This window comes from Pararhizobium sp. P1_E7 (assembly GCF_056405855.1).
In genome coordinates this window covers 19,312-41,107 of record NZ_JBFUBH010000028.1, presented here as the reverse complement: position 1 = coordinate 41,107, position 21,796 = coordinate 19,312, and the positions used below count along the sequence as shown (strand labels likewise).

The window sequence follows — 21,796 nt, the reverse complement described above, 5'->3', positions numbered from 1 at the left end:
ATCCCATCCATATCTCACTTTGTCGCGAGGTCAACAAGACTCCTGTCGAGCATCGCCTGCGGCAGGGTGAGAACGGTGGGTCCCCCGGTGTAGATCAGTGCGCACTGGATGAGGTGATCCGGGTAGAGCGGCTGCAGCAGGGCGCGGTAAATTGCCAGCTGCGCCCTGTAGACGAAGGGGACAGCTTCGGCAGATGCCGGGATTTCACGATTGGTCTTGAAGTCCGCAATGAGGACCGTGTTTCCCGAAACGGCCAGCCGGTCGATCCGCCCCGACACCGCAAAATCCTTGCCGCCAAGCTTCAGCGTACCCATGATGGCCACTTCCGCCCGGCTGCCTTCGGAAAACAGTGCGGTGAGATCGGGGAGTTCGATCACCCTGAGAACCGATTCGGTCAGCGCCTGCCGTTGCGGGGCGGACCAGCGCGGAACCGAGCGAAGCAGGTAACGCTCGGCCGCAGCCCGGCGCTCGTCCGGCGCGATCGATGGCAAGACCTGCAGGAACCGGTGCAGGATCGCACCGCGCAGCAACGACGTGTCGGCGCCGGGCTTTTGCGAGAACAGGGCAGATCCGACAATGGGGCTGCCATCCTCTTCATCGATGACGGCACCGGCGCCGGAAGGGCTCAGAGGCCGGGGCAGATGCCGTTGCGGCGGTAACGGCTGCAGCAGCGCCGGCGGCAGGCCAGCGCGTTGCGCCTCAATCATCTCGTCGGCTTGCTCCTGCGTCCGCAGATCGCGGTCAGGCGTCGACACCTGCCAGCGATAGCCGGTCCATTCCTGATCACCGGCGGCAAATGTCATCGGCCCACTGCGGCCACGTTCGTCAACGGACAGGCTGGTGGTCACCATCGCATGCCAGCTTTCGGGATTGGCGCGCTTGCCCTGATAGCCGCAGACAATCAGCCGGTCGGCCGCCCGCGTCATGCCGACATAAAGAAGCCGCCGGTATTCTTCCTCGGCGGCCGTTTTCAGCCGGTCCGTATCCGCTTCCACCAGCGCGGTCGATGCGGCGCCCGGCGGACGCCAGACAGGCAGTGCCATTGCACCTTGATGATCGTCCTGCTTGATCATCCTGAGGCCGGAGACGTGCTGCGAATTGAAGGCCTTGCCGCCGCCATCCACGAGGAAAACGACTGGCGCTTCCAGCCCCTTGGCCGCATGAACCGTCATGATGCGGACTTCGTTGCGTTCCTTGTCCTGCTCGCGCTTGACCGTCGGCGCTTCCATTTCCAGGCCGGAAATGAAAGCCTGCAGACCGGGAAGCCCGTTCTTCTCATGATCGAGCGCAAAGGTCAGGAATTCGTCGAGGATGTCGCTGACCTCGGTACCGAGCCGTCCGAGGAACGCAGCACGCCCACCGTCATGGCCAAGGATCTGGGCGTAAAAATCATGGACGGGCAGGGTGCGCGAAAGGGCCTTGTACCGCTGCAGCTTCTGCAGAACGGGGTGATACCGGCTCGCCTCGCCGGCGCCGAAATCCAGAAGGTTTTTCCATACACTGACAGATGGAGACCTTCCGACCGCCAATGCGGCGATGTCGTCTTCTGAAAGATTGAACAGCGGGCTCTTCAAAACAGCGGCCAGCGACAGGTCGTCCTGCGGCAAAAGCACGAAACGGCCGAGCGCCATCAGGTCCTGCACGGCGATATGGTTTGTCAGCACCAGCCGGTCGGCGCCGGCAACGGGAATATTCCGTCTTGTCTTGAGGGCCCGGGTCAGCGCGTTGACGAAGGCATCGCGTTTGCGGACGAGAACGATGATGTCGCCCGGCTGGATCGGCCGTCTGACACCCTTTTCGATCACCGTCTCCTTGCCGATCCAGTCGGCAAGGACAGAGGCGATACGCTGCGCCAGGATGTTGGCGGGCGCATCCTCCGGGGTCGCGTCGAAAGCGGCGGTCCAGTCGTCCTCCTGAATGCTGTCGGCCGGCGCGATCGCGTCCCAGACCTCGACGACGCCAGGATGGCCGATGCGGTTGGAGGCGTGCACGACGGCATCATTACGGGCGCTGAGGCCGCGCGCATGGGCCGGATTTTCAAAGACGGTATCGACGGCGGAGAGCACATCTTCGGTGGAGCGGAAGGACAGCTGCAGGCGGATAGGGCTGAATGCCTTGCCACCGTCGCGGACCCTCCGTTCGGTCTGGGTGCTCTCGTTGGAAAAGCGCTCGGGCCGGGCGCCCTGGAAGGAATAGATCGACTGTTTTTCATCGCCGACCGCAAACATCGTCCGGTTACCGCCGCGCGCCGTTTCGCCGGAAAAGAAATCCTCGGCCAGCGACTGGATGATCGTCCACTGTACCGGGCTGGTATCCTGCGCCTCGTCGACGAGGATATGATCGATGCCTTGGTCGAGCTTGTAGTGGATCCAGCGACTGACATCGCCGCGCGACAAAAGCGTCGCCGTGCGGTTGATCAGGTCGTCGAAATCCAGCTGGCTGCGGCTCTTCTTGATGTCCTCATAGTCGCTGTTCAGCCGGTCGGCGAGCACCAGTGCTGCCTTGGTGGCCTCGAACATCGAAATCAGGTTGAGGCGATCTGTGGCAATGATAATGTGGTCGCGGGCGGCGTTGACAAGGTCTTCCAGATCCGGCGCCTTGTCGCGCATCCCTTTGGACAGAAAGGCAGAATCGGCCTTCGGTTTGCCCGCCTGGGTGAAAAACAGCCCATTCAGGGCCGTGTAGCGCTGCAGCGGATCGACGAGCCTGGCGACGGTACGCAAACCATCGGCGAATTCCGTGACCTTGGCCCCTCCGGCCGAAAGCGCCATGCTGAGGTAACGTTCAAGCCCTGCGCCGTTCAGGCCTTTCAGTGGCCAGAATCCGGCTAATGCCGTCTGGTTCGTCTCATCAACGCCAAGGCCAAGTGCCGATCGAAGTGCCGGGTCGATACCGCCCTTGCGGTCTGCGTCATCCAGAAAATCCTGTATGGGCGTGCGGTTGGCGACAATGGCCGACAGCAGCTTTTCGAGCCCGGTATCGTCGGCGAGATCAAGCACCGTCGCAAAAGCCTCGGTGAGTTCACGATCGTCTTCGCTTGCGGTGGCCGTCAACAGCGCCCGCCGAGCATCGGCCAAAAGCGTGGCAGAGGCACGGTCGTCCAGCACCGAGAAATGACCGGCGACATTGGCCTCCAGCGGAAATTGATGCAGCAGCGCCTCGCAGAAGGCGTGGATGGTCTGGATCTTCAAACCGCCCGGCGTCTCCAGCGCGCGCGCAAACAGACGGCGGGCCTCCTGGCGTTTCAGAATGTCCGGTCTTTCGCCCTCGATCGCCGCGATCCGGTCGTCCAGAGCATCGTCGTCCAGCGTCACCCATTCGGACAGGCGCTCGAAGACGCGGTTGGACATTTCCGACGCCGCCGCCTTGGTATAGGTCAGGCAGAGGATTGCCGAGGGCCGGCAGCCGGACAGCAGAAGCCTGATAACGCGTTGTGTCAGCACATGCGTCTTGCCGGAGCCGGCATTGGCGGAAACCCAGGCGGAGCGGGCAGGGTCGGACGCGAGCGCCTGCTTGGCCGAGGTCCAGTCCAGCCATGCCTGCGGCGTCGGCTCGAGCGGGCCGAAATCGTCATCCCTCATTGCCGTCATCCTCACCTTCCGCCGTCGCCCATTCGGCGACCCGGGCCAGATGGTCGTACTCGCCGCCGTAGTCGCGCTCCTTCTGGACGATCAGCCGCGAAGCAAAGCCGTATTTGCCGCTCATCAGGGCGGCAAGAAGCCCGGTCAGCTCCTTCAGCGAATCCTCAGCCAGTTGCTCGGCCGACTTGGTCTCGACATTGGCGCGGGCCTTGGCATGTTCGTTGTTGACCTCCTGAACGGCAAACCGTTCGCCGGGTTTCAGGCGGACATAGAGCAGCGACTGCGGATGCTTCGGCCCCGCCTTCTGAAATGCTCCGGCTTTCAACGCTGCCGCTTCCAGCGCAAGCTGCGGATCGAGCAGGGCGCGGGCCTCGTTGATCGAGGGGTTCGATCCCGTCTTGTAGTCGACGATCACGGCGCTGCCGTCGCCGAGAATGTCGATCCGGTCGGCTATCCCCGTCAGCTTGATGCCGGAAACGCCAAGGTCCATCGAGGCGTAGAGTTCGGTGAAGCTTTTGCGGATATCGCCCTGGCGGCTGACTTCCCAGTCGATGAAAGCCTTGCCGACGGCGGCAAAGCGCGGCCGCCAGACGATATCGATATGGGCGGGCAGCGCCTGCTCGTCGAACGCCTCGTTGAGAATCCGGCTCATTTCCGCCTGCGCTTGCGGGGACGTGGCATCCAGCTGGGCGCGCACGAAACGCTCGACGATCTTGTGGTACAGCGTGCCACGCTCGGCCGCACCCGGATCGCGGTTGAACGGATCGATGGGCTGCAGGCGCAGAATCCGGCGCGCATAGACGGCGTAGGGGTCGCGCCGTAGCCGGCTCACCTCGCTGAAGGAATAGCTGCGCGGCTGGTGCTCCGCCGATGGTTTCGGCTCCGGTCTTTTGGCCAGCGGCTGGGTGGCGCCCTGGTCGAGCATGCCGGCCCATTGCTGATAATCCCGGCCGTTTTCACGCAGCTTTCCGGCAAACGCCTTGCCACCGACCGCCAGAAGACGCTGCAGCCAGCGCGAGGCGACCGTCGGCGTCGCGCCCTTGCGCATGGCGCGCGTCAAAATGAGTTTGCGTGTACCGCAGGCCATCTGGAAATCATGCGCCAGCTGGCCGATCCGCCGTTCTGGCGGCTCAAGGCCCATCGAGGTCTTCATGGTTCGCGACAGGAAGGGATCATTGGCCGTCTGGCCGGGCCAGGTGCCTTCGTTCATGCCGCCGAGAACCACGAGATCGACGCTTTGCAGGCGGGATTCGAGTGCGCCGAATATGAACACGCGCGGATGACGCATCGAGCGCGGCTTGATCGATTCGCTTGCCGACAAGGCTTCGACAATATCGCTCCACTGCGGCCCGTCAGCCGTCAGCTGGCCCTCGGTGTCGATGACGGAGCGCAGCAGCACCGCCAGTGCTTCGCCGGCTTCACCCGACCAGAGGCCGGCAAGGCTGCCGTGTTCATCCATGGCAGCCGCCTCCAGAGCGGCGCCGGTTTTCTCTGCCCACTGCGACAGCGGCAAGGCTGCAGTCAACCCACGGCCGCTTCTGTGGTGGCGCACCAATGTGCCGGCGAGCGGCTCCGACGCCGCGGCGATCCGCCTGGCAAGATCGCGAGCCTGCTCGATTGCCTCGTCATCGACTTGGCCGCGCCATTCCGGCAGATGTTTTTTGCCGATTTCATTCTGCAGCGTCTGGTCGAGAAGGGTTTCCAGTTCGGAAATATCCGCGCTGCCGGTGCCGCCACGCAGAGCCATCAGTTCCAGCGTCGTTGCAGCCGTATTCATCATGTCGGCGGCGAGGCCGAAACGGGCGAGCGGATGTTTGAGAAGAGCCACGATCGGCACCGGGTCGCCCGGACGCAGCGCCGCTTCAAGCAGCAGTCGTGCCAGGCTACCGGGACCGGTGGACGAGAGTGGCGTACCGGCCGAATCGTCGGCTTCGATGCCGAAGCGCATGAGTTCGCAGGCCACCCGGCGGGCGAGGTCCCGGTCCGGGGTAATGAGGGCAGCCTGGCTTTCCTCGTTGTCGTGGAGGGCAAGTCGCAGGGCAATGGCGATGGCGGTTGCCTCCTCACGCTCATTGGCCGTTTCGATCAGCGCCACATCGGCAAAGGCCGCTGTCAGCCCGGCCGGATCGACGCCGCTGCGCAGAGCCGTCCAGCTGCTGGTCGCCTGGACCGGCAGAAGAGCGTGGGAAATCAGCTCTGCGCGATAGTCGAGATCCGGCGCCGGGACGCCCAGGACAGCGACGTCATGGCGGGAAACCTCCATACGCTTCAAAAGACGGAAGAACCCATATTGCGGATGGCTGCGGCTCGCCGGATCCGGCCTGCCGGCAAGCTTTTCTGTTTCCGGCGCGATCATCATCCATTCGGCGTCGCTCATCGTCTGGTCGAGGCCTGGAAGGACGATGGTGCCGTTTGGAAGTTTCTGGACCGCGGCGATCAGCTTGGCGGTTGCCGGGATAGAGCCCGTGGAGCCGGCAATAATGATCGGGCCGGTAACCTTGCCGCTGGCAATGCGCTGGGCCTCGGCTTCAAGGATCGCGTTGCGGTGACGGGCGGGAGAAGATTGCTTGAGCTCCTCCAGCCGCGCCGGCCAATAGGTGCTGGCAATCTTCAGAAACGCCAGCGTCAGCTGCCACCAGAGGGCATGGTCGGCGTCGTCGAGCCGGTCGAGCGCGTCCCAGTCCAGTTCCTCCGTTTCCATCGCGTCGATGATCTCGGAGAGATTGCGCGCCAGCCAGATGGCGTCGGCGGGGCTGGCCGGCGCGATCAGCGGACTTTCTGCGTGCACGTCGAGAACCGCTTTCGGCAGCTGGTTGCGCCAGGCAAGAATGAGGCAACCAAGCTCGATCAACCGGGCGACATTGGGCAAAGGCGGGGCGAGATCGAGGATCGCCGGGATTTCGGCATCGAAGAAACCGCTGTCGTCATCGGTTTCGCCGAGCGCCCGTATCATCGGCAGGATCGCCGAACGTCCACCGAGGCAATCAACCAGCTCTGAGCGCAGCACACGGGCCGAGCGCCGGGTCGGCACGAAGATCGTCACGCCGGCAAGCGAGAGCGGGTCGGCCGTATCGTAACGAAAACCGGGAACCAGTTCGCCCGAGCATAGCTTTTCGACCACGGTCTTCAGGAAGGGGAGGCCGGGGGGAATGGTGAAGACGTTGGAGACGGCTCCCGTCACGTCATGAGGCTCCCGCTTCGAACTGGCGGATGGCGTTCTCGGCCAGGCCGATCGCTTCGGGCGTCCCGACCGTCAGCCAATGACCGTCGAGAACGATGCCGAAAAGCCTGTTTTGCGCAATTGCCCGGTCAAAGTAGATGTTGAGGTTGAAGGCATCGTCCGGGGCATCAGCGAAAAGCCTGCTGTGCAGCGCGATGGCGCCTGCATAGACGACGGGATTGTCCATGCCGTCCTTGTAGCGCGACAGCCGCCCGTCCGGATCGAGCGAGAAATCCAGCTTGCCGTTATGGCCGGTCGTGTCTTCGTTGCGCACGCAGAGCAGCGCCATGTCCATGCTTTCCGGGTCGAAGAAGGATGCGAGCCGCTGAAGATTAGAAGGCGCTCCCGGCTTTTCTCCAACCCAGAACAGGTCGGCATTCATCACCAGAACCGGGCCTTCGGGAAGCAGTTTCAATCCCTTCGCCAACCCGCCGCCGGAATTCATCAGGGCGGCCCGCTCGTCGGAAATGACGATCGCCGGGCGGCTGCGTTTGGCAAGATGCGCCTCCATCTGGCCGGCGAAATGATGGACGTTGACTGCTGCCGTCGAAACGCCTGCGGCCTCCAGCAAATCGAGCACATAGTCGATCATCGGCTTGTCCGCGATCGGAACCAGTGGCTTCGGCAGGGTATCGGTAATGGGGCGCAGGCGGGTGCCAAGCCCTGCGGCGAGCACCATGGCGTTTTCGATGATGGGCATGGGCAGCACGTGATCCACTGAATCTTCGGCCGCTGATTCGGCCTCCTGCATAATTCCTTAAACCGGAATCGATTTAAGGAAAAATTATGCAACGAATTAAAGCGCTACAGCGTCCTTTGCGCGTCATTCATGACGCGCGGCGCTGTAGAGGATTCCAGCCTTTATGCACCAATCGCGCAAGGGCGCGAGCGCTTCGTGTTTCAGCGCCATTTCAAGATAGGAAAATGTCCGCGGCATGTGCTTCATGTAGAAGGGTTTCTGGTCGCGCTGCATGAGGCGCACCCAAATGCCGGCGAGCTTGCAATTGCGCTGCGCCGACATCAGATGCCAGTCGCGCCGGAAAATCGTTTCGTCGAACGTGCCGAGAGCGTGGCGTTGCCTGCAGTAGAGCGAGAGCATCTCTTCGCGCAGATCCGGTTCGATGGTGACGCGGGCATCCTGCGAGATGGAGGCGACGTCATAAGCCGTCGGGCCGATCATCGCATCCTGGAAATCGATGATGCCGATGCGGTCAAAACCGGAGCGATCGCCGCGCCAGATGATGTTCGGCGAATGAAAATCCCGCAGCAAAAGCTTCTTTTCCGAGGTCGCAAGGAGATCGATCAGCTGATCCCATACCGCGAAATAGCTGGCGCGCTCGGCATCGGAAGCCTTGTCGCCGCGCTTCCACGGCAGGTACCAGTCGATCAGCAGGCTGGTCTCGATCTTCATCGCCGTGCGATCGAAGTCGGGAATATGGTGCGTGACGGACGGAGAAAGCGATATGTCCTGCGTCACCGGCTGTGCATGCAGATGCGCAAGGGCACGGACGCTTTCCAGATAGCGTTCGGCAACCGGTTGTCCTTCGGCGTCAAGAACGCCCTCGCTGCCGAGGTCCTCGATCAGCAGAATGCCGGCATCGAGATCGCTTTCATAGACGTGCGGCGCGCAAAATCCTTTTTCCCGGATGTCGCGGGCAATGGCGACGAAGGGGATGACGTCTTCGGCAAGATGGGCAAGCTGCTGATAATATTTGCCGTCCTGAAGGATGGGGCCGGGCTTGTGACGGGCCGAGTCCATCAGGATCAGCGCAGGTTCTCCGGGCACGAGAATACGCTCATAGGCGCGCGCGGAAGCATCGCCGCTGAGATGGCGGCGCTTGGCATGGCCATACCCGCGTTGCCGCAGGAAAGCGCGAATGGCAAGGCTGCGTTCGATCCGGGAAAGGGCAGCCGGTTCGCCGGAAAGCGTAACGGTACGTCCGTCGCCGAGATGGGAAAACGTGGCGGTCAATCGTGATTTTGGCAGCGCTGCCAAGGCATTTTCTGGCCATTCCACGAGGCAGATGCCCTCGGAGAGGGCCTCGTCAAAACCCAGCTCGTCGAGTTCCGACACATCCGCCAGCCGGTAGAGATCGAAATGCGAAACGGGAATTCTCAGCGCATAGCTCTGCACCAGCGTGAAGGTCGGGCTTGGCACCTCCAGCGCCTCGTCATCCGCCATGGCGCGCAGAAAGGCGCGCGCCAGCGTCGATTTGCCGGCACCGAGGTCACCGGAAAGCGCCAGACAGTCGCCGGCCTTCAAGGCCAGCGCCAGGTCTTCGCCGAGCTCGATGGTGGCCGCCTCGTCCTTAAGGGTGAGCTTGAGCGCTTGCATTATTCCGCCGCGGCTATTCTCGGCAGGTCGCCGGACGGGATACGGCAGGTGACTTCCGTGCCTTCGCCTTCGCGGCTGCGGATCGATACAGTGCCGTGGTGGAGGCTGACGAAGCTTTCGACGATGGACAGGCCAAGGCCCGCGCCACCGTGCTGGCCGTGGCTTTCGAACCGCTTGAACACGGTGTCGAGAACGTCCTGCGGGATGCCGGCTCCGTTGTCGGTGACGCTGAAGACGAAGTCGCTGCCGTCGCGGCGGCATTTCAGGCTGACGGTGCTGCCGTCAGGCGCAAAGTTGGCGGCATTGGTCAAAAGCTTGATGAGAATCTGCTTCAGGCGCTGGTGATCGGCAACGAACAGGCCCAGCATATCCGGCGTATCGATCTGCAAGGTGACGGCACTTTCCTGCAGCCTGTCGGCCATCTGCAGCGACACCTCGTCGAGGAAATCCGTCAGGTTGATTTCCGACAGGTCGAGCTCGACGATACCCGCATCGACGGTTGCCAGATCGAGGATGTCGTTGACGATGGTCAAAAGCAGCGAGGAGGATGTCGAGATGTGATCGACATACTCGGCCTGCCGCTCCGTCAGGGAGCCGAAGGCCGGCGTTTTCAAAAGATCCGCGAAACCGATGATATTGGTCAGCGGCGAGCGCAGCTCATAGGACACGTGCTGGACAAAATCGTTTTTCAGGTGATCCGCCATCCGCAGCGCGTCGTTCTTTTCCGTGAGCGCGCGTTCGACCCGCACACTGTCGGTGATGTTGACGAAGGTCAGCATGGTCTGGGCATTTGGCAGCGGAATGACGGCAAAATCAAGGATCAACCCGGTCCGCAATTCAAGAATGCCCTGGCATGACGGGCGCTCGTCGTCGAAGCTGGTGATAAGATGTGAAAACCGCTTCCAGCCATCCGGTTGGTCGTAGGACGGCGCGCAGGCCTGCTCGATGGCGCGGATATGCGTGCCGGGCTTCGCCTCGATTTCCGTGACGCCCCAAAGTGCGCGGAAGGCAGGATTGGACAGCTTGATACGGCCATCCGGACCGAACACGGCCACACCTTCCGACAAATGGTCGATGGTCTCACCCTGGACCTGGACAAGCGTGTTGTAGCGGGTTTCCAGATCGACCTTTTCCGTCAGGTTCTCGAACACCCAGGTCGCTCCGCCCTGCGGACGGGCGGTTGCGAACACGCGCAGGGTCTGGCCGTTGGGCAGGTGCCAGAGGTCGGATTGCGTCTCGATCGCCTGATAGACGGCGAGCGCCGAATCCTTCCATTGCTTCCAGTTCAGCTGCTCCGGCAGCTTGCCGAGGGCGCGCAGCCGGTCCAGTATCTCGCCATTGCCGGGCTTACGCTCGAGGAAGCTCATGTCGAGGTCCCACAGGCGCTGGAAAGCCTGGTTGTAGAATTGCAGCTGCTGGCTGCCGTCGAAGATCGCCACGGGCGTTGCCAGATGATCGAGCGTTTCGGCGTGACTCTTCAAGGTGCGGTTCAATTCCTCGCGCACCGCCTCGACGTCGGAGACGTTGATCGCCATGCCTGCCGAACCGCTCATGCTTTTGGTGTCCACCACATCGAAGAATGTCCGGTTTCCACGGACAACTGTGGAGACCTTTTCGCGATAGGGCGAATCATAGGTGCTGAAGGCGCGGATCTTCTCACGGGCAACGGTTGCCAGAAGCTCGCGACTTTCCTGCACCGCCGCGGCGGGACCGGTCGCTTCAACGGCTTCGGCATAGGCGTCGTTCACCCAGAGGATAGCGCCGTCCGGCCCGCGCTGCCAGACGGGTAGATCGATGGCGTCAAGCAGCGTGTGCAGGTTGGACAGGGAGCCGTGCAGGCGATCGCGTTCCATCTTCACTTCCGCAAGCTCGGCCCGCAGATTGTTGAGTGCGACAAAACGGACGAATGCCCGGCCGCCGGAGACGCGGCCCTGGGCCTCGATGATTTCACTGCGGCTGGTTTCGACAATAAGATCGAAGCTCTGGGCACCAGAGCGCAGCAGTTCGATGGCTTTTTCCAGCTCCGATGCCGATTGCGATTTAAGCCAGCGGCCGAAGGCGAGGAAATCGCGGTCGTCCTGCGGGGCACCGGTTTCGGCCGGCAGGTGGCCGAGGAATTCGGGTTTGTTCGACTGGCCTTCCCAGACGACGATGCGGCGGTTCTTGTCGGCGATCAGCGCCTGGAAACGCGAAATCCGGTGGTTGGCGTCGGCCAACGCCGTGTTCAGTTCGCGGTTATCGGTCTCCATATTGCCGCGCTGGCGGATCAGCCAGATGGCAGAGAGCATGGCCGCAGAAACGACGCCGATCAGGACGGAAAAGGTAACGACCTCGGAAGAGCCGAAGATGTTGGCTGTGGCGACGCCCTCAGCGGCAGCAAGAGCAGGACCGGCGAGAGCAGCAAATGCCGCGCTTGCCATGAGCCGGCGCAACGAAGACGGAATCCGGCCGCCGGCGCGTTTCAAAGGACCTGTTTCCATGGCGTGCTTCCCCGTTTGCCCCACATACAATCGAAGCGCCGGAAACCCGAATCACGGCGATCATATGTGTATTCAATACTTTGAAGCGTGCCCCGGCCTTTCGGCGGGTCGTTTCAAAGCTCTTTGGTCCGGTTGCAAATCGCCACGCAGTGCTAAATCGAAATTCCGCCCGGGCAGGCCTCATTCAATTCCGATTGCAGTCCGGCAATGTCTTCGTCTGCATGCCGCCTCAACGACAAGACATCCCATCCGTGACGCGTCTGTTCCGCATCTTCGTCACGAATCATTGTGCCAAAAACATACGCCTTCGGGGAATCGTCGGGAAGGGCGGGGCAAAAAAAGAGGCCGCGATCTTCTGTCAAGATCGCGGCCTTCTATATCTTGTGGATTATCCGGGTAAGGATTAGTAGCGGTAGTGTTCAGACTTGAACGGGCCCTGCGGCGTTACGCCGATATAGCCGGCCTGCTCTTCCGAAAGTTCCGTCAGCTTGGCGCCGAGCTTTGCCAGATGAAGGCGCGCGACCTTTTCGTCGAGGTGCTTCGGCAGAATGTGGACGCCCTTGTCGTATTGTGCACCCTTGGTGAACAGTTCGATCTGGGCCAGGACCTGGTTGGAGAACGATGCCGACATCACGAAGGACGGGTGGCCGGTTGCGTTGCCGAGGTTGAGCAGGCGGCCTTCCGACAGAAGGATCATGCGGTTGCCCTTCGGGAACTCGATCAGGTCGACCTGCGGCTTGATGTTGGTCCATTTCAGGTTGCGCAGCGCGGAAACCTGGATCTCGTTGTCGAAGTGGCCGATGTTGCCGACAATCGCCATGTCCTTCATCTCGCGCATGTGGTCCATGCGGATGACGTCCTTGTTGCCGGTCGTCGTGATGAAGATGTCGGCCGAAGACACGACGTCTTCGAGCTGAACGACTTCAAACCCGTCCATGGCGGCCTGCAGGGCGCAGATCGGATCGACTTCCGTGACCTTGACGCGGGCGCCGGCGCCGGAGAGCGAAGCGGCAGAACCCTTGCCGACATCGCCATAACCGCAGACGACGGCAACCTTGCCGGCCATCATCACGTCGGTGCCGCGGCGGATGCCGTCGACCAGCGATTCCTTGCAGCCATACTTGTTGTCGAACTTCGACTTGGTAACCGAATCGTTAACATTGATGGCCGGGAAGGGCAGCAGGCCCTTGGCATGCAGCTGGTAGAGACGGTTGACGCCGGTGGTGGTTTCTTCCGTCACGCCCTTGATGGCGTCGCGCTGCTTGGTGAACCAGCCCGGCGAAGCGGCAAGGCGCTTCTTGATCTGGGCGACGAGGATTTCTTCTTCCTCGGATTCAGGCTTCGACAGAACGTCCTCGCCGGCTTCGGCGCGGGCACCGAGCAGGATGTACATGGTGGCGTCGCCGCCGTCATCGAGGATCATGTTGGAAACGCCGCCGTCGGCCCACTGGAAGATCTGGTCCGTATAGGTCCAGTATTCTTCGAGGCTTTCGCCCTTGACCGCGAAGACCGGAACGCCGGTGGCGGCGATGGCTGCCGCGGCGTGGTCCTGCGTCGAGAAGATGTTGCAGGATGCCCAGCGTACCTCGGCGCCGAGAGCAACCAGCGTCTCGATCAAAACGGCCGTCTGGATGGTCATGTGCAGCGAGCCGGTGATGCGCGCGCCCTTCAGGGGCTTCGCGGTGCCGAATTCCTCGCGGCAGGCGATCAGGCCCGGCATTTCGGTCTCGGCGATGGTGATTTCCTTGCGGCCGAAATCGGCAAGACCGATATCCGCAACCAGATAGTCGTTTTTCGTGCTCATAAAAGTCTCCGGGCTGGTGCCGTGCATTAAGACCTGACGTTTTGGCAGGGCCGGGCAGGGCGCACTAAAATTCGGCACTTCCTGCAGTCAACAGGAAGTTTGTTCCTCAATTATCAGGAAACGTAAAAAGGAGCAACAGGACATAAAGAGGTCTTTATGTCTTTATGTCTCTCATCTGGCGCGCGTCAGATTTCTTCGCCGAACTTGTCGGCAACCAGCGCATCGAGCGCATCGAGCGCCTCCTGTGCCTGGCGGCCACTGGAGGTGACGGAGACCGAAGAGCCGGTGCTGGCGGCCAGCATCATCAGGCCCATGATCGAGGTGCCGCCGACCGTCATGCCGTCCTTCGAGACGTGGATCTCGGCATCATAGCCCTCAACCGTCTGCACGAACTTGGCCGAGGCGCGGGCATGCAATCCGCGCTTGTTGACGATCAGAAGGTCACGGGAGAGAGTCATGACCGGCGTCCCGTTATTTTCCACTGAGGACACGGCTTGCGACATTGATGTATTTCCTGCCTGCTTCGGACGCTTCGACGAGTGCCTTGTCCATATCGCTTTCGCCACGGACGCCGGCCAGTTTGATCAGCATGGGAAGGTTGACACCGGCAATGACCTCGACGGTGCCGCTCTGCATCACCGAGATTGCCAGATTGGAGGGCGTGCCGCCGAACATGTCGGTGAGGATGATAACGCCATTGCCTTCGTCGGCTGCGAGGACGGCGTGCAGAATGTCCTGACGGCGCTGGTCCATATCATCTTCGGGGCCGATGCAGACAGTCTCGATCGACTTTTGCGGACCAACGACATGCTCCAGCGCATGACGAAACTCTTCAGCCAGCTTGCCGTGCGTGACAAGCACAAGTCCGATCATAATGTCTTTGCTCCAACTGCATCTGCAAATCTCAAGGATGGTCAGATATCGCAATGCAGCAATTTCGTCCACCTTTAGGGCGGCCATCTTGGCAAGGAAAAGGCGAATGGCAAGTTAAAAATCCGGAAATGCTGCCTTAAAAGGCATCATTGTCCTTGAAAATTGGCATTTTGGGGCAAAACAAGCCGCAAAAATTCGAAGGAATTCAAGCTCTCTGCCAGGGGCAACCGCCTGAGCGGTAAAAAATTACCGTGGGCAAGCAAAAACGTCTCGTTTTCCGGCGGCATACGGGGCTCAAACGGCGGTTTGACAGGCAGAATGGCGCAGTCGAGAACGGCAGCTCCGATGGTCTCGGCCTCGACGATGCCGGTGCCGCGGATCTCGGCGAGCCCTCGGATCGATGCCGGGCGGCGGGCGATGATGCGGCCGTTGCGCGCAGAAATCAGCACCTGATCATCCGACACGAGGGCGGCAAACAACCCGGCATTCTTCGCTGCCGTCATGCAGGAAAGCGCCAGTGTGGTCTTGCCCGCGCCGGACGGGCCGACGAAGAGGAAGCCGCAGGTTCCCAGCACCACGGCAGTCGCGTGAACATTGACCGCTTCGCTTGTCACGCGTGGTTCTCGATCGGAAGCGAAAGGATGAAGCGGGCGCCAGTGATCTGGCCTGCCGCGTTCAACATATTCTCGGCCTTCAGCGAGCCGCCGTGGGCCTCGGCGATCTGGCGTGAGATGGAAAGACCAAGGCCCGAATTCTGACCAAAATCCTCAGCCTCCGGCCGGTCGGTGTAGAAGCGTTCGAAGATCCGGTCGATGTCTTCGGCCTGGATGCCGGGGCCGTTGTCCTCGACATAGATGATGCAGCGGCTGCGGGTCCGGGTCAGGCGCAGAACGATGCGGCCGCCCTGGTCCGGAACGAACGAGCGGGCATTCTCGATCAGGTTGGTGATGATCTGGCCGATGCGCAGCTCGTAGCCGCCGACATCGAAGCGCGCCTTCGGATTGTCCTTGCGCTCGACGATGAAACTCAGCTCGACAGCCTTCTTGCCGCTGCGGATCTGCCGGGAAATATCGACAAGGCCACCGAGCAGTTTTTCCAGATCGACGGCCTTGGCATCGCTGCGGGCAAGCTCGGCATCGAGCCTTGAGGCATCGGAAATGTCGCTGATCAGGCGGTCAAGACGGCGCACGTCGTGCTGGATGACGTCCATTAGACGCTTCTTGGAATCGTCGGTGCGTGCGAGCGGCAGCGTTTCAACGGCGCTGCGCAGCGAGGTCAGCGGGTTCTTCAATTCATGGCTGACGTCGGCTGCAAAATTCTCGATCGCGGCGATGCGGTCGTAGAGCGCCGTCGTCATTTCGCGCAGCGCGACGGACAGGTTGCCGATCTCGTCCTGGCGCGACGAGAAATCCGGAATTTCCTCGCGCTCCTTGGCACCGCCACGCCGCACGCGGATGGCGGCGGCCGACAGGCGCCTGAGCGGGTTGGCGATCGTGCTCGACAGCAGCAGCGACAGGATGACATTGACCAGCGCGGCGATGCCGAACACGCGGATGATGGCCAGCCGCTCGGCATGAACGATCTTGTCGATATCGCCCGCCTGTGTCGACAACAGCAGTACGCCGAGAACCGCGCGAAAACGCTGAACGGGAACGGCGACGGAGACGATCAGCTCGCCCTTTTCGGTAACGCGGACAACGGCGCCCCGAACGCCGGTCAGCGCGTTCATGACTTCGGGATAGATCGCGCCGTTGCCACCTGGCGGTTCCTTGTAGAGCGGCAGGTTGCCCGGTTGCAGCACCCGGTTGAACCAGGAGTTCAGCCGCTCGGACCATGTCACGGCTTCCGGTTCGATCGGCGGCAAGTCGAAACGCAGCACCTGGCCGCCGGTATAGAGATGGCGGGAATCAAGCAAGAGGTCGGCATCGGCATCGAACAGGCGGGCGCGGGTGCGGGTCGGCGAGATCAGCCGCCGCAACACCGGTGCGACACGCTCCTGATTGATCGGGAATTCGAGATCCTCGTCGCTTGGCAGCGGCGTGATGCTTTGGCCCGCCTGCAGTTCCAGAAGCTTCTCGGGATCGATGGTGATCGAGTTGGTATCGACGGAGGCAGACGCCGCGATGGCGCCGGCGATGATTTCCCCTTGCGTCAGAAGGCTTTCGACGCGCGCATCGATCAGTCCTTCGCGGAACTGGTTCAGATACATGATGCCGCCGACGAGAACGACGAGCGCGACGAGATTGAAGAACAGGATACGGCGGGTCAGGCTGGAAAAGACGGCATTGCCGAAAATCCTGCGAATCAACGTGAAGGGATGCGCCCACTTGCGGCCGGAAGCCGCCCGTGTTTCGCCGTCATCCATATCGATGTTTCGCAAGACTTCGACCAAGCCTTCAACTCCCGCTTTCGCGGCCCCTGCATATCAGTGGCAGTTTTGCTGCCGTTCAGTGGCAGACCTGGCTGCCGTCGCCTCGCGGCAAAAGCCCGAGGCAAAAATGGAGATCGGTTCTTTGCGTCCCGTCTTGGCGCGGAGCCGTATCATACAGCTCCGCCCGTGACCACGCCAGTCTTGCCCATCGCAGCCATATCCGGTGTGGCGAAGAGATGAGGCCCAGCTCAGGCCGATTCGCGGAAGCGGTAGCCGACGCCGTAAAGCGTTTCGATCATGTCGAAGTCGTTGTCGACCATCTTGAACTTCTTGCGCAGCCGCTTGATGTGGCTGTCGATAGTGCGGTCGTCGACATAGACCTGCTCGTCATAGGCCGCGTCCATCAGCGAATCGCGGCTCTTCACCACGCCGGGACGTTGGGCCAGCGAATGCAGGATGAGGAACTCAGTGACCGTCAGCGTCACCGGCTCGTTCTTCCAGGTGCAGGTGTGTCGCTCCTGGTCCATCGACAGCTGGCCGCGTTCCAGCGAGCGTGCCTGGATGTCGGCGGCACTCTTGGCCGCGTTGCCACCGCTGTTTGCGGCAGCCGCCGCTTCCCGGTTGGCCGAGCGGCGCAGGATCGCCTTGACGCGCTCAACCAGCAGGCGTTGCGAAAAGGGCTTGGTAATGAAATCGTCGGCGCCCATTTTCAGGCCGAACAGCTCGTCGATTTCCTCATCCTTGGATGTCAGGAAGATCACCGGTATATCGGACTTCTGACGCAGGCGGCGCAGAAGCTCCATGCCGTCCATGCGCGGCATCTTGATATCGAAGATCGCCAGCTGCGGCGGCCGGGCAAGCAATCCGTCGAGAGCCGAGGCACCGTCGGTGTAGGTTTCGACCTTATAGCCTTCCGCCTCCAGCGCAATCGACACCGAGGTCAGGATGTTCCGGTCGTCATCGACAAGTGCAATCGTCTGCATCGTATAGGGCTCCACCATTTCGCTGCGCCTCCGAGGCCAACCCGGTTGTCCGGGTCTCTGCTGCGGTAAGATGCGTTTCATGAGTATAAAGGTGGAACAAATTGTGGCGAAGTAAAATGCAAATGCAACGAGCGCGACGCAAAGCAGGCGTTTCGCGCAAAAAATCGGTGCTCGGAAAAGCGCGATTMAACCGATTAAAAAAGCGATAATTTCCTTTAAATCGATTAATATACTGAAATCATTATATTTTTTAAGACAGCAATCTTGTCTTTTCCGCTCCATCCTTTTATGGTCGCTAACATACAACGTTCTGTCGGCAAACCACGGAGGAAAGCTGGACCATGAAGGAACTCGGCGTTCGCAACCCATCCCTTGGACTGGAATCAATCGGTTTCACCAACCTGGACATGGTTCGGTACAACTTTGGCACTGCTGAACTCTATGAGGAAATCCTGCGCCGCAGCGAAGCGCAGCTGACTTCAGACGGTGCCGTGCGTGCCCTGACGGGCCAGCACACCGGCCGTTCGCCGAAGGACAAATTCGTCGTTCGCGATGAAAACACCACGGGCGAAATCTGGTGGGACAACAACAATGCAATGTCGCCGGAGCATTTTGCGGTTCTGCATCAGGATATGCTCGATCATGCCAAGGGCAAGTCGCTGTATGCGCAGGACCTGATCGGCGGCGCCGATGCGGAAAATGCCCTGCCGACGCGCGTCATTACCGAATTCGCCTGGCATTCCCTGTTCATCCGCAATCTTCTGATCCGCCCCGAAAAGGCTGCACTCGCCGCCTTCGCACCGAAGCTGACGATCATCGACCTGCCGGACTTCAAGGCCGATCCAGCACGCCATGGTTGCCGCACCGAGACGGTGATCGCCTGCAACTTCACCAAGGGCATCATTCTGATCGGCGGCACGTCCTATGCCGGCGAGATGAAAAAAGCCGTCTTCACCATGCTCAACTACCTGCTGCCGGCCAAGCGCGTGATGCCGATGCATTGCTCGGCGAATGTCGGCCCGGATGGCGACGCAGCCGTCTTCTTCGGCCTGTCGGGCACCGGCAAGACGACGCTGTCGGCCGATCCGAAGCGCACGCTGATCGGCGATGACGAACATGGCTGGGGCGACCACGGCATCTTCAACTTCGAAGGCGGCTGCTATGCCAAGACCATTCGCCTGTCGGCAGAAGCCGAACCGGAAATCTTCGCGACCACCCGCCGTTTCGGTACGGTACTCGAAAACGTCGTGCTCGATGAAAACCGCAAGCCGGACTTTAACGACGGTTCGCTGACCGAAAACACCCGTTGCGCCTATCCGCTCGACTTCATCCCGAATGCCAGCAAGTCGGGAACGGCTGGGCATCCCGGCACGATCATCATGCTGACGGCCGATGCCTTCGGTGTTATGCCGCCGATCGCCCGTTTGACGCCCGATCAGGCCATGTACCACTTCCTGTCCGGCTACACCGCCAAGGTGGCTGGCACGGAAAGGGGCGTGACCGAGCCGGAAGCAACGTTCTCGACCTGCTTCGGCGCACCCTTCATGCCGCGTCATCCGTCCGAATACGGTAACCTGCTCAAGACACTGATTGCCGAACACGGCGTCAATTGCTGGCTGGTCAATACCGGCTGGACCGGCGGCGCCTATGGCGTGGGAAGCCGCATGCCGATCAAGGCAACGCGGGCGCTGCTCGCTGCAGCGCTTGACGGCTCGCTGGCCTCGGCCGAATTCCGCACCGACAGCAATTTCGGCTTTGCCGTTCCAGTTTCGGTTCCCGGTATCGACAGCAGCATCCTTGATCCGCGCTCGACCTGGAGCGATGGCGTTGCCTATGACGCGCAGGCCCGCAAGCTGATCGACATGTTCGTCACCAACTTCGCCAAGTTCGAAAGCCATGTCGACGGCAGCGTCCGCGATGCGGCCCCCGGCGCCAAGCTCGCGGCGGAATAATCAGCCGCCAGCATAGATTGCAGGCTATGATTCACGTGAAACCCGGCGCGAAAGTGCCGGGTTTTTGCGTTGGCGGCGGGTTCGCGCGTTTTCAACGCTGCCATCCTGTGAGATAGAGCGGTGGAAGGATGAAACCACATGGCCAGCGATCCGCTTTACATCAACGACCGCATCGTCATCGCCGGCTGGGAGCTGACGGAGCAATTCGTGCTGGCCGGTGGCCCGGGCGGACAGAACGTCAACAAGGTCTCGACCGCGGTTCAGCTGTTCTACGGCATCGTCGCCTCGCCGGCCTTGCCGGAGCGGGTGCGTGACAACGCCGTCAAGCTGGCTGGCCGCAAGGTCTCCAAGGATGGCGTTCTGATGATCGAGGCGAGCCGTTTCCGCAGCCAGGAGCGCAACCGCGAGGACGCCCGCGAGCGGCTGAAGGAGCTGATCCTGAAGGCTGCCGAACCGCCGCCGCCGCCGCGCCGGAAAACCAAGCCGACCAAAGGCTCGATCGAACGCCGCCTGAAGGAAAAGACCGGGCGCGGCGAAGTCAAGAAGATGCGCGGACGCCCGCAGAACGATTGATCGCTGCAATTTTCATCCAGGCCTTGTTTTTTCCCTATCACTGCACTCTGTTAGGGTTGAAGATACCCGCAAAAGGAGATGCGCGATGGGTCTGTTCAGCTTTATCAAGAGTGCCGGCAAGAAGCTTGGTATCGGCGGCGATGACGATGCGCCGGATGTCGAAGCGGTGAAGAAGGAACTGGCCTCCCACGATCTCGGTACCGACAAGGTCGACGTTGCGGTCGAGGGCGACAAGGTCGTGCTCACCGGCGTGGTGAAGGACCAATCCGCCTTTGAAAAGGCTGTTGTCGCCGTTGGCAACACGCTGGGTATCTCGAAGGTGGAAGCGGCGGAACTCAAGGTTGCCGATGGCGCTGCGGCGCCAGCGCCAGCCAAGGAGCCAGTGTTTTATACCGTGAAGAAGGGCGACAACCTCTGGAAGATCGCCGAATCGCAGTACGGCAAGGGCAAGGGTGCGAAGAACACAGTCATCTTCGAGGCCAACAAGCCGATGCTGACGCATCCGGACAAGATCTATCCCGGTCAGGTTCTGCGTATTCCGGCCCTGGATCAGGCCTGATCATGAAAAGGGTCAGTGCAGTCCTGCTGGTTTTCCTAGCCGTTGCGGCAACGGTTTTCAGCGGGCCCGCGCTGGCGCAGGCGTTCCGCGCGCCGGCCAAGGGCTCGGCGGAGCGTTCGGCGATCCTTGATACGCTGCGCCCGGCGGTCGAGGCGGAAATGCGCGGTCCCGTCGAATTCGTTGTGACGATCATCCGCGCCTCGCCCAACTGGGCCTTCGTGCAAGTGGAGCCGCAGCGGCCGGGCGGCGGCGCGATCGATCCGGAAGAAACAGGGTTTGCCGGCGAGACCGACATGATGGACGGGCTGACCGTCTATGGCCTGATGAGTTTTCAATCCGGCCGCTGGAACCTGATCGATCACATGGTTGGCCCGACGGATGTCGGTTACGCCGACTGGCAGCAGCGCTACGGCGTGCCGCCAGCCATGCTCGGATTGGAATAGGTCTTCGATGAAAATCCTGCCCAAGGGTATCCGCCATATTCCGGGCTTTCTCGACCGGGAAAAACAGGAGGCTCTGGTTAAGAGCATTCGCGCCATCGTGGCAGAGGCCCCGCTGTTCGTCCCGGCCATGCCGCGCACCGGCAAGCCGATGTCGGTGCGCATGACCAATTGCGGGCCGCTCGGCTGGGTGACGGACAAGGAGCGCGGCTATCGCTACCAGCCGCAACATCCCGTTACCGGCAAGCCCTGGCCTGCAATGCCAGACGTGCTGCTCGATATCTGGCGCACCGTCTCTGGAGCCTCAAAGGAGCCTGAGGCCTGCCTCGTCAATTTCTATGCCGACGACGCCCGGATGGGCCTGCATCAGGATCGCGACGAAGAAGATCTGGAAACGCCGGTCGTATCGATTTCGCTGGGGGACAGCTGCCTGTTTCGTGTCGGCGGCACGGAGCGCAGCGGCGGGACCCTGTCGTTCAAGCTGTCGAGCGGCGATGTGGTCGTGCTTGGCGGCGAGGGACGTCTGGCCTTTCACGGCATCGATAAAATCTACCCCGGCACATCGACTCTCCTGAAAAACGGCGGCCGCATCAACCTGACGCTGCGCCGCGTCACGCTGTGAGCT

Annotated in this window: 16 protein-coding genes; 5 read left to right on the top strand and 11 right to left on the bottom strand. The window is 61.4% G+C overall.

From position 1 onward, the window contains the following. Positions 1-14: 14 nt before the first annotated feature. The 11 genes from addA to AC1D17_RS20355 all read right to left on the bottom strand — a co-directional run bounded on the left by addA (position 15) and on the right by AC1D17_RS20355 (position 17,647). Positions 15-3,581: a double-strand break repair helicase AddA gene (gene addA / locus AC1D17_RS20405; protein ID WP_477567143.1), complete on the bottom strand. Its 3,567-nt coding sequence runs from the start codon at positions 3,579-3,581 to the stop codon at positions 15-17. After that, positions 3,571-6,762 (bottom strand): double-strand break repair protein AddB, encoded by a 3,192-nt coding sequence (gene addB / locus AC1D17_RS20400; RefSeq protein ID WP_477567142.1) that lies wholly within the window; start codon positions 6,760-6,762, stop codon positions 3,571-3,573. Before addB ends, addA begins: the two co-directional genes overlap by 11 nt. 1 nt (position 6,763) lies before the next feature. Then, a complete protein-coding gene (locus AC1D17_RS20395; protein WP_477567141.1) occupies positions 6,764-7,501 on the bottom strand; it encodes a nucleotidyltransferase family protein in 738 nt (245 codons plus the stop codon). Positions 7,502-7,624: 123 nt separating this feature from the next. Further along, complete coding sequence (gene tsaE / locus AC1D17_RS20390; RefSeq protein WP_477567140.1) at positions 7,625-9,136, bottom strand: tRNA (adenosine(37)-N6)-threonylcarbamoyltransferase complex ATPase subunit type 1 TsaE; 1,512 nt, start codon at positions 9,134-9,136, stop codon at positions 7,625-7,627. Continuing rightward, positions 9,136-11,616 carry a PAS domain-containing sensor histidine kinase gene (locus AC1D17_RS20385; protein ID WP_477567139.1) on the bottom strand — a complete coding sequence of 827 codons (2,481 nt, stop codon included), beginning with the start codon at positions 11,614-11,616 and terminating at the stop codon, positions 9,136-9,138. The genes tsaE and AC1D17_RS20385 overlap by 1 nt, the downstream gene beginning before the upstream one ends. 403 nt (positions 11,617-12,019) lie before the next feature. Further along, positions 12,020-13,420 carry an adenosylhomocysteinase gene (gene ahcY, locus AC1D17_RS20380; RefSeq protein WP_264219983.1) on the bottom strand — a complete coding sequence of 467 codons (1,401 nt, stop codon included), beginning with the start codon at positions 13,418-13,420 and terminating at the stop codon, positions 12,020-12,022. A 185-nt stretch (positions 13,421-13,605) separates the two neighbouring features. Continuing rightward, entirely contained in the window at positions 13,606-13,878 is a 273-nt protein-coding gene (locus AC1D17_RS20375; protein ID WP_060640326.1) for an HPr family phosphocarrier protein, read from the bottom strand. A 13-nt stretch (positions 13,879-13,891) separates the two neighbouring features. Next, positions 13,892-14,293, bottom strand: coding sequence for a PTS sugar transporter subunit IIA (locus AC1D17_RS20370; RefSeq protein WP_037096714.1), 402 nt, complete (start codon positions 14,291-14,293; stop codon positions 13,892-13,894). A 146-nt stretch (positions 14,294-14,439) separates the two neighbouring features. Further along, positions 14,440-14,907: an HPr kinase/phosphorylase gene (locus AC1D17_RS20365; RefSeq protein ID WP_477567138.1), complete on the bottom strand. Its 468-nt coding sequence runs from the start codon at positions 14,905-14,907 to the stop codon at positions 14,440-14,442. After that, positions 14,904-16,658 carry a stimulus-sensing domain-containing protein gene (locus tag AC1D17_RS20360; RefSeq protein WP_477567152.1) on the bottom strand — a complete coding sequence of 585 codons (1,755 nt, stop codon included), beginning with the start codon at positions 16,656-16,658 and terminating at the stop codon, positions 14,904-14,906. Before AC1D17_RS20360 ends, AC1D17_RS20365 begins: the two co-directional genes overlap by 4 nt. A gap of 254 nt (positions 16,659-16,912) precedes the next feature. After that, the gene (locus AC1D17_RS20355; protein ID WP_477567151.1) at positions 16,913-17,647 is read right to left on the bottom strand and encodes a response regulator transcription factor; all 735 of its coding nucleotides are present in this window, start codon (positions 17,645-17,647) and stop codon (positions 16,913-16,915) included. Positions 17,648-17,988: 341 nt separating this feature from the next. Here AC1D17_RS20355 and AC1D17_RS20350 point away from each other — a divergent pair, with 341 nt between their 5' ends. The 5 genes from AC1D17_RS20350 to AC1D17_RS20330 all read left to right on the top strand — a co-directional run bounded on the left by AC1D17_RS20350 (position 17,989) and on the right by AC1D17_RS20330 (position 21,793). Continuing rightward, entirely contained in the window at positions 17,989-19,599 is a 1,611-nt protein-coding gene (locus AC1D17_RS20350) for a phosphoenolpyruvate carboxykinase (protein WP_477567137.1), read from the top strand. Between the two features lie 138 nt (positions 19,600-19,737). Further along, positions 19,738-20,172: an alternative ribosome rescue aminoacyl-tRNA hydrolase ArfB gene (arfB, locus tag AC1D17_RS20345; protein WP_477567136.1), complete on the top strand. Its 435-nt coding sequence runs from the start codon at positions 19,738-19,740 to the stop codon at positions 20,170-20,172. An 85-nt stretch (positions 20,173-20,257) separates the two neighbouring features. Then, positions 20,258-20,731 (top strand): peptidoglycan-binding protein LysM, encoded by a 474-nt coding sequence (lysM, locus tag AC1D17_RS20340; RefSeq protein WP_477567135.1) that lies wholly within the window; start codon positions 20,258-20,260, stop codon positions 20,729-20,731. Between the two features lie 2 nt (positions 20,732-20,733). Next, positions 20,734-21,174, top strand: coding sequence for a hypothetical protein (locus tag AC1D17_RS20335; RefSeq protein ID WP_477567134.1), 441 nt, complete (start codon positions 20,734-20,736; stop codon positions 21,172-21,174). 7 nt (positions 21,175-21,181) lie between these two features. Beyond that, positions 21,182-21,793 carry an alpha-ketoglutarate-dependent dioxygenase AlkB family protein gene (locus tag AC1D17_RS20330; protein ID WP_477567133.1) on the top strand — a complete coding sequence of 204 codons (612 nt, stop codon included), beginning with the start codon at positions 21,182-21,184 and terminating at the stop codon, positions 21,791-21,793. Positions 21,794-21,796: the final 3 nt, after the last annotated feature.